Below are 1,599 nucleotides of genomic sequence, written 5' to 3' on the forward strand. Positions count from 1 at the left end.
CGGCAGCCCCGCTGAACCTCGGGTCTGTACCCGAGCCCCGGGTGCGGCGGGCCGAGCCAATAGCCGCCCTCGCCGTCCGCCAGGATCACCCCGACGCCGCCCACCGGCTGGTCATCGTCCTTACGGACCGCCAGCAGGTCGAGCGACACGCGCTCCGCCCGGTTGCGGGCGGCCAGGGCGACCCAGGCGCGCCCGTCCTCCAGGCCGTAAGGGTGGGGCACGCGGGCGAGCCAGCGCGCCACCTCCCACTCCCCGATCAGCGGCACGAAACGCTCCACATCCTCCAGGCGGAAGGGGCGGAGTGTCAGCCGCGCGGTGTCGAGGCGGTCGGGCAGGGGCGCGCCGGTCATGGCACCAAGTCCGGTCTCAGCTCCGGCCTCAGCTCCGATAAGAACCGTTGATGTCGATGTAGCCGTGGGTCAGGTCGCAGGTCCAGACGCGGGACTTGCCGGTGCCGATGCCCAGGTCGATGTGCACGTCGATCTCCTGGCCCTTCATGTGGGCGGCGACCGGCGCCTCGTCGTAGCCCGGAACCTCCATGCCCTCGGCGCAGATCAGCGTGCCGCCGATGGTGATCTTGATGAGGTCGCGGTCGGCCCGCTCGCCGGCCCGCCCGATGGCGGCGACGATGCGGCCCCAGTTGGCGTCCTCGCCGGCCAGCGCGGTTTTGACCAGCGGGGAGTTGGCGACGGTGAGCGCGATGCGCTTGGCGGCGGCGTCGCTCTCGGCGCCGACCAGCGTGATCGAGACGAACTTGGTCGCCCCCTCGCCGTCGCGCACGATCTGCAGCGCGAGGTCGAGCATCACCTCCTCCAGCGCCTTGCGGAACGCGGCCAGCTCCGGCGCGTTGGCGTCGGTCACCGGGGCGTTGCCGGCCTTGCCGGTGGCGAACAGCAGCAGCGTGTCGCTGGTCGAGGTGTCGCCGTCCACCGTGATGGCGTTGAAGCTGCGCTCCGTGAACTCCGACAGCATGGACTGCAGCGCCGGGGCGGCGATGGCCGCGTCGGTGAAGAGGAAGCCCAGCATGGTCGCCATGTCCGGGGCGATCATGCCGGAGCCCTTGGCGAAGCCGCTGATCGTCACGGTCGTCCCGCCGATGGCGACCTGACGGGTCGAGCCCTTGGCGAAGGTGTCGGTGGTCATGATGGCCCGCGCCCCGGCCTCCAGCGCCGCCGAATCGTTCTTCAGCGCCGGCACCATGCCCGGCAGGACCTTGGCGATGGCGTCGGCGGCCAGCGGGATGCCGATCACGCCGGTGGAGGCGACATAGACCTCGTCGGTGGCGCAGCCGGCGATCTTCGCCGCGGCCTCGACCGTCGCCTGGACGGTGGCGTCGCCGGCCTTGCCGGTGAAGGCGTTGGCGTTGCCGGCGTTGACCACGACCGCGCGGGCCGAGCCGCGGGGCAGGCTGTCGCGGCACCAGATCACCGGGGCGGAGCAGGTCAGCGACTTGGTCAGCACGCCGGCCACCGTCGTGCCCTCGTCGAGCACGGCCAGCATCAGGTCGTCGCGGCCCTTGTATCGGATGCCGCTGTTGGCGGTGGCGATGCGCACGCCCGCCACGGGCGGGAGCGTCGGGAAGCCGGCGGGTGCCAAGGG

At 72.1% G+C, this 1,599-nt stretch carries 2 protein-coding genes; both read right to left on the reverse strand.

Annotated features, from left to right (window positions below; translation table 11 throughout):
• The coding region (locus tag GBZ26_RS29270) for a GNAT family N-acetyltransferase (RefSeq protein WP_174441784.1) at positions 1-350 on the reverse strand (350 nt) is incomplete at its 3' end.
• Between the two features lie 28 nt (positions 351-378).
• On the reverse strand, positions 379-1,599 hold a 1,221-nt coding region (gene argJ / locus GBZ26_RS29275), incomplete at its 5' end, for a bifunctional glutamate N-acetyltransferase/amino-acid acetyltransferase ArgJ (RefSeq protein ID WP_247884956.1).

The sequence above is a fragment of the Azospirillum formosense genome, assembly GCF_013340925.1.
Classification (GTDB): domain Bacteria; phylum Pseudomonadota; class Alphaproteobacteria; order Azospirillales; family Azospirillaceae; genus Azospirillum; species Azospirillum formosense.